General features: G+C 67.6%; 5 protein-coding genes and 1 pseudogene. 4 read left to right on the top strand and 2 right to left on the bottom strand.

The annotated features are described in order from the left end of the window. Positions 1–396, bottom strand: a pseudogene (locus HMPREF0058_RS12810) (hypothetical protein); the annotation flags it as partial. A gap of 182 nt (positions 397–578) precedes the next feature. Here HMPREF0058_RS12810 and gatC point away from each other — a divergent pair. The 4 genes from gatC to HMPREF0058_RS08170 all read left to right on the top strand — a co-directional run bounded on the left by gatC (position 579) and on the right by HMPREF0058_RS08170 (position 5,626). Further along, complete coding sequence (gene gatC, locus HMPREF0058_RS08155; protein WP_006549298.1) at positions 579–884, top strand: Asp-tRNA(Asn)/Glu-tRNA(Gln) amidotransferase subunit GatC; 306 nt, start codon at positions 579–581, stop codon at positions 882–884. Next, complete coding sequence (gatA, locus tag HMPREF0058_RS08160) at positions 881–2,416, top strand: Asp-tRNA(Asn)/Glu-tRNA(Gln) amidotransferase subunit GatA (RefSeq protein WP_006549299.1); 1,536 nt, start codon at positions 881–883, stop codon at positions 2,414–2,416. Before gatC ends, gatA begins: the two co-directional genes overlap by 4 nt. Before the next feature lies 1 nt (position 2,417). Beyond that, positions 2,418–3,914, top strand: coding sequence for an Asp-tRNA(Asn)/Glu-tRNA(Gln) amidotransferase subunit GatB (gene gatB / locus HMPREF0058_RS08165; protein WP_006549300.1), 1,497 nt, complete (start codon positions 2,418–2,420; stop codon positions 3,912–3,914). A gap of 326 nt (positions 3,915–4,240) precedes the next feature. Further along, positions 4,241–5,626 carry an NAD-dependent malic enzyme gene (locus HMPREF0058_RS08170; RefSeq protein ID WP_006549301.1) on the top strand — a complete coding sequence of 462 codons (1,386 nt, stop codon included), beginning with the start codon at positions 4,241–4,243 and terminating at the stop codon, positions 5,624–5,626. A 139-nt stretch (positions 5,627–5,765) separates the two neighbouring features. Here the strand turns inward: HMPREF0058_RS08170 and HMPREF0058_RS08175 are convergent, their stop codons facing one another. Continuing rightward, positions 5,766–6,305: a hypothetical protein gene (locus tag HMPREF0058_RS08175; RefSeq protein ID WP_006549302.1), complete on the bottom strand. Its 540-nt coding sequence runs from the start codon at positions 6,303–6,305 to the stop codon at positions 5,766–5,768. Positions 6,306–6,679 lie beyond the last annotated feature (374 nt).

The raw sequence follows: 6,679 nt of genomic DNA on the forward strand, positions 1-6,679 counted from the left end.
GGCGGTGCGCTCACCGTCGCCGTCGGCCGGCTCACTCGGGCTCTCCGTCTCGGGGGCGGGCGCGGGGACCGCAGGCGTTGCGGCCGAGCGCAGCGTCGAGGTCTGGCTGGTGGCAGGCGGGACGGCCGCGGGCATGGGAGCGGCAGCCGTCTGCGGGCTGGGTGCTGACGGGCTGGGCGTCACAGCTGTCTGGGCTGCGGCAGGCACTGCGGGCAGGGACTCGGTGTCGCCACCGGTGCTGGCACCGGTGGAGGCCGGCTGCGCGCCGGAGACTGAGGTCCGACGCACGCTGGTCTGCTTGCTGTAGGGCGTAGGCAGGGCCGGCTGCGGAGTCGTGGAAGTACCGGCCTGCTGGGCGGAGGATCCTGAGCCCCGGACCGTTTCCTCGTCGTGCATTCCTGTTTCTCAGTTCTGGGGTACCTGAGGCCACCCCGGTCATGCTCCACCTGACGCAGAGTCTGTAAGGCCCATGACAACGGGAGATAGTCCGATTGTCAATCAGCTTGGCTGTCTCAATGCTGTGAGATCGTGCATGTGCCGTGACGCTGGCACCGGGCGCTCCGGCTAGACTCAGCCGCATGTCTGCCATCTCCAAGGACGAGGTCGCCCGAGTCGCGGCACTCGCGCGCGTGGCCCTGACCGATGAGGAGGTGACGCGCCTGGCCGGGGAGCTGGACGCCGTCGCGTCCTCTTTCGCCCGGGTTACCAGCGTTGTCACGCCTGACCTTCCGGCCACCTCACACCCTGTTCCGCTGACCAACGTGCTGCGTGAGGACGTGCCGGGCCCCACGCTCGACGTCGAGGAGCTTCTTGCCGGTGCCCCGGCGAGTGAGGACTCCATGTTCCTCGTGCCGCAGATCCTGGGAGAGGACTCCGCCTCATGACCACCTCCCTCATCAAGGCCACCGCCGCTGAGCAGGCGGCCGCCCTGGCCCACGGCGACCTGAGCGCACGCGAGCTCACCCAGGCCCACCTGGACCGTATCGAGGCCGTCGACGGCGCCGTGGGTGCCTTCCTGGACGTCGACGCCGTCAAGGCCCTGTCCGACGCCGACGCTGCGGACGCCGCCCGGGCCGAGGCCCGTAGCCAGGGACGCGAGGTTCCTGAGCTCACCGGTGTCCCGGTGGCGGTCAAGGACCTCTTTGTCACTCGCGGTCAGGCCACCACAGCTGCTTCAAAGATCCTCCAGGGCTGGATCCCGCCCTACGACGCCACCGCCGTGGCAAACCTGCGTGCGACCCGCATGCCGATCCTGGGCAAGACGAACCTCGATGAGTTCGCCATGGGTGGCTCGACCGAGCATTCGGCCTTCCACCGCACCGCCAACCCCTGGGACCTGGGACGTATCCCGGGCGGCTCCTCGGGTGGATCGGCGGCCGCCGTCGGCGCCTTTGAGGCCCCGCTTGCCCTGGGTACGGACACCGGCGGCTCGATCCGCCAGCCCGCGGCTGTCACCGGAACCGTCGGCGTCAAGCCGACCTACGGCACCGTCTCGCGCTACGGCGTCATCGCCATGGCCTCGTCTCTGGACACCCCTGGCCCGATGGCCCGCACCGTCCTGGACACAGCCCTGTTGCACGACGTCATGGCTTCCTACGACCCGCTGGACTCGACCTCGCTGTCCGACGCTCCGCGCGGCATGGCTGAAGTGGTGCGTGCGGCCCAGGCCGGCCGTGACCTCACTGGTCTGCGCGTCGGCGTCATCGCTGAGCTGGACGGGGGAGAGGGGTACCACAGCGGTGTCCTGGACTCCTTCCACGCGGCACTGACGCTGCTGGAGGAGGCCGGTGCGGTGATCGAGACCGTCTCCCTGCCTCATCTGGAGTACGCGCTGGACGCCTACTACCTCATCATGCCTGCTGAGGTCTCCTCCAACCTCGCCCGCTATGACGGCATGCGCTATGGCCTGCGCGTGGAGCCCACATCCGGTCCGGTGACGGCGGAGACCGTCATGGCAGCCACTCGCGGCGCCGGCTTCGGCGATGAGGCCAAGCGTCGCATCATCCTGGGCACCCACGTACTCAGCGCCGGCTACTACGACGCCTACTACGGCAGCGCTCAGAAGGTGCGCACGCTGGTCCAGCGTGACTTTGACGCCGCGTGGGAGCGCTTTGACGTCCTGGTCTCGCCCACGGCGCCGGTGACGGCCTACCGCTTCGGGGAGAAGGATGACCCGCTGGCGATGTACAAGCTGGACGTCACCACGATCCCTGCCAACCTCGCTGGTATCCCCGGCATGAGCCTGCCCTCCGGGCTGAGCGACGACGGCCTGCCGGTCGGCTTCCAGGTCCTCGCCCCGCAGCGGGCCGACGACCGCCTGTACCGGGTGGGCGCTGTCCTGGAGGCCACGCTGGAGGAGAGCTGGGGCGGCCACCTGCTGGACCGCGCCCCCGAGCTGAACGAGAAGGAGGCCTGAGATGGCTGACGAGCTCATGGACTACGACGAGGCGGTGCGCCGCTTCGACCCGGTCATCGGCCTGGAGGTGCACGTCGAGCTGGGCACCGCTACCAAGATGTTCGACGCCGCCCCTGTCGCCTTCGGCGGGGAGCCGAACTCCCGCGTGACCCCCACCTCGGTGGGCCTGCCTGGCGCGCTGCCGGTGGTCAATGCCAAGGGCGTGGAGTACGCCATCCGTATCGGTCTGGCACTGGGTTGTCAGATCGCCGAGTCCTGCCGCTTTGCGCGCAAGAACTACTTCTACCCGGACCTGGCCAAGGACTTCCAGACCTCGCAGTCGGACGAGCCCATCGCCTTCGACGGCGCCCTGGAGGTCGAGCTGGAGGACGGCAGCTTCTTCACCGTGCCGATCGAGCGTGCCCACATGGAGGAGGACGCCGGCAAGAACACCCACATTGGTGGTGCGGACGGCCGTATCGAAGGCGCGGACCACTCGCTGGTGGACTACAACCGCGCCGGTGTGCCTCTGGTGGAGATCGTCTCGCGGCCCATCATCGGCGCCGGTGCCAAGGCTCCCGAGGTCGCGGCGAGCTACGTGCGGACCCTGCGTGACATCTTCCGCGCCCTGGGAGTCTCCGAGGCCCGTATGGAGCGCGGCAACGTGCGCGCCGACGTCAACGTCTCCCTGCGCCCGAGCCCTGACGCCCCGCTGGGCACGCGTACCGAGACCAAGAACGTCAACACCTTCCGTGGGATTGACGGCGTCATCCGCTACGAGATCCAGCGTCAGGCCGCCATCCTGGCGGCTGGGGGAGAGGTCCTCCAGGAGACCCGTCACGGTCAGGCTGATGGCACCACCAAGCCAGGCCGCGTCAAGTCGGACGCTGACGACTACCGCTACTTCCCAGAGCCTGACCTCGTGCCCGTGGCCCCGAGCCGGGACTGGGTGGAGCAGATCCGCGCCTCCCTGCCGGAGATGCCGGCCGCCAAGCGCCGTCGCCTCAAGGAGGAGTGGGGCCTGGCGGATGAGGAGATGCGCGACGTCGTCAACGCCGGCGCCCTGGAGCTCATTGAGGCGACGACGCTGGCTGGAGCCTCTGGCCAGGCTGCCCGTAAGTGGTGGATGGGTGAGCTCTCCCGCACCGCCAAGGAGCAGGAGGTCGCACTGGAGGAGCTGGCTGTCACTCCGGAGCAGGTTGCCGAGCTCCAGAAGCTGGTTGACGAGGGCCGCCTGACAGACAAGCTCGCGCGTCAGGTCCTTGAGGGGGTCCTGGCCGGTGAGGGCGACCCCGAGGCTGTCGTTGAGGCCCGTGGCCTGGAGGTTGTCTCTGACGACTCGGCGCTGCTGGCTGCCGTTGACGAGGCCTTGGCCGCCAACCCTGACATTGCGGACAAGATCCGCGGTGGCAAGGTCCAGGCAGCCGGGGCGATCGTCGGTGCCGTGATGAAGGCCACGCGTGGTCAGGCTGATGCCAAGCGCGTGCGTGAGCTGGTCATGGAGCGCGTCGGCGCCTGATGAAGGCACGAGTGCTCCCCGCCGAGTGCTCTGCGCCCTGGGGCCCGGCTGGCAGGCGATCCTGCCAGCCGGGCCCCTTGTGCTGCTTGTGCTCCGCCTTGTCCTGCCTCTGCTGGCGGTCCTTGCCTGTCCAGTGGGCCTGACGGAGAGCCGGTGGCCGGGGCACGGATGTGCGGGGAGGGGAGGCTGCGTCGTCGTCCCACGGCAACATCTCGAAACGTGGACGCCGCGTGAACAGGTGTTCGCGTCTTCGGGCTAGGCTCGTGGTGTCCCGCAACGACAATCGCGCAGCGTCTGCGCTGACCGCTTACGCAGAGGAAGACCTCATGGCCCAGCCAAGCCCCAGCTACACCGTCGCCCTTCACCTGGAGGTGCCCGCCTCACAGAAGGCGGTGACGACCCTGGTGGACACCGCCTCGGCGACCGGTGCGATCGTCAACGGCGTCGACGTCGCTGACACTGACGGTGACACCCTCATCGTCGACCTGACCGCGGACACCCGCGACTCCAAGCACCGCGGCGAGCTGGTTGAGGCCCTCAAGGCCCTGGAGGGCGTGACGGTTCACAACGTCGGTGACTCCACCTTCCTGGCCCACGTGGGTGGCAAGGTCGAGATCGCGCCGCGCACCCCGATCCACAACCGCCGTGACCTGGCCCGGGTCTACACCCCTGGTGTGGCCCGTGTGTGTAAAGCCATCTACGACCACCCCGAGCGCGCCCGTCAGCTGACCATCAAGCGCAACACGGTCGCCGTCGTCACGGACGGCACCGCTGTCCTGGGTCTGGGGGACATCGGCCCCAAGGCCTCGATGCCGGTCATGGAGGGCAAGGCGGTGCTGTTCAAGCAGTTCGGTGGCGTTGACGCCTGGCCGGTTGCCCTGGACACCAAGGACCCCGAGGAGATCATCCAGATCGTCAAGGCGATCGCCCCGGCCTACGGCGGCATCAACCTGGAGGACATTGCCGCCCCCAAGTGCTTCGACATCGAGGCACGTCTGCGTGAGGAGCTGGATATCCCCGTCTTCCACGACGACCAGCACGGCACCGCCGTCGTCACGCTGGCAGCGCTCATCAACGCCCTCAAGATCGTCGGCAAGAAGATCGAGGACGTGCGCATCGTGCTGTCGGGAGTGGGCGCCGCCGGTACCGCAATCGCCAAGCTGCTCATGGCTCACGGCGCCACGGACATCGTTGGCTACGGACGTGACGGGGCGCTGGACGGTGCGCACACCGAGGGCATGAACGAGCACCGTAAGTGGCTGGCTGAGAACACCAACCCGCGCGGCGTCACCGGCTCCCTCAAGGAGGGGCTCAAGGGCGCGGACGTGTTCATCGGGGTGTCGGGGCCCAACCTGCTTCAGCCCGAGGACCTGGCGGTCATGAACAAGGACGCCATCGTCTTTGCCATGGCCAACCCGACTCCTGAGGTCGACCCGATCGGCGCTGCGGACTACGCGGCTGTCGTGGCGACCGGGCGCTCGGACTTCCCCAACCAGATCAACAACGTGCTGGTCTTCCCTGGACTGTTCCGGGGGCTGCTGGACACTGGCATCGTCGACATCTCGACCGACCTGCTGCGGGCGGCCGCCACCGGGATCGCCGGCGTCATTGCTGCTGAGGAGCTCAGCCCCGTCTACATCATCCCCGGTGCCTTTGACACCCGGGTGGCTGAGGCCGTGGCTCGCGCGGTGCGCAAGTTTGCCGAGTCCTGAGCCGAGGCTGCTGCCGGCCTGAGGCGGCTACAGCCTGGGACCGGCAACGGAGGCAAGACACCGGATAAGACGTTGGGGGTGCACACGGGATCGTGTGCACCCCCAACGTCTTATCCGGCCAGGCCGGGAACCGGTGGTCTTAGCGCAGCCAGCTGTCGCCGACCTTGGACGCCCACCAGCGTCCCAGGCCCCAGGTGTCGCCTGCTCGCGTCAGCATGACGACGACGAAGATGGGCGCCAGGAACCAGTGGTCTTCAATGAGCGGGTTCGACGCCTCGCCGGAGTGAATCGGCGGGAGCTCGGCAAGCCACATCAGCGCCATGAGCAACGGACCTGCGACGCCGGCGACCTTGACCCCCATCCCCAGGATGAGGGCCAGGCCGAGGCCGAGCAGACCCAGGAGGAACAGCCAGTCACCGACGGGGTTGACGAACAGGGAGAAGAAGGACTCCAGCGGCTGTCCCTGGGGCACCGCCTTGATAAAGCCCTGCGCAGGCCGACCGCCATGGAGCACTGAGCGCTCGCTAGGTGTGGAGAAGCCCAGCCCGAACATCTTGTCGGTGAAGGCCCACAGGAAGTAGAAGCCAACGAGGATGCGCAGAATCGCCCGGGCCTTGCGCGCGCCTGGGCGAGTGATGATGTCGTCCTGGAAGACGACGGGGGTGTTGGATGTAGCCAACAGACCTCCTCGGTCTAAGAACCCAGCTGTGCCGGACTCAGGGACGTTGAGGGTTGAAGCAACTCGGCGCAAACCATAGGGCTCTCTGTGCGAGGAGGTGGGAGATCGGGTCGGTGTGGCTAGGCTTGCCTATGTGGGTCAGGTCATGCTCTCTCAAGTTGACGAAGCCCGGTGGCATCTGGCTAAAGTACTTCCCGTTGCGCCGAGAGGTCGAGTCAAAAGCCCGATCGATCGCCTAACCCCAAGATGACGATCGCATCTGATGTGACCGGGATCAATGATCCTGAGGTTGACATCGAAACTGCAAATGTCTTAGTCTTGCGGATGTCGCTCGCCGGAGCGAGATGGCCTTCCGAAGGTCACCAAGATCCGGG

This window comes from Actinomyces urogenitalis DSM 15434 (assembly GCF_000159035.1).
Classification (GTDB): Bacteria; Actinomycetota; Actinomycetes; order Actinomycetales; family Actinomycetaceae; genus Actinomyces; species Actinomyces urogenitalis.

Coding starts and splice junctions, on each gene's coding strand:
- gatC (WP_006549298.1), top strand. CDS start 579: ATGTCTGCCATCTCCAAGGACGAGGTCGCCCGAGTCGCGGCACTCGCG.
- gatA (WP_006549299.1), top strand. CDS start 881: ATGACCACCTCCCTCATCAAGGCCACCGCCGCTGAGCAGGCGGCCGCC.
- gatB (WP_006549300.1), top strand. CDS start 2,418: ATGGCTGACGAGCTCATGGACTACGACGAGGCGGTGCGCCGCTTCGAC.
- HMPREF0058_RS08170 (WP_006549301.1), top strand. CDS start 4,241: ATGGCCCAGCCAAGCCCCAGCTACACCGTCGCCCTTCACCTGGAGGTG.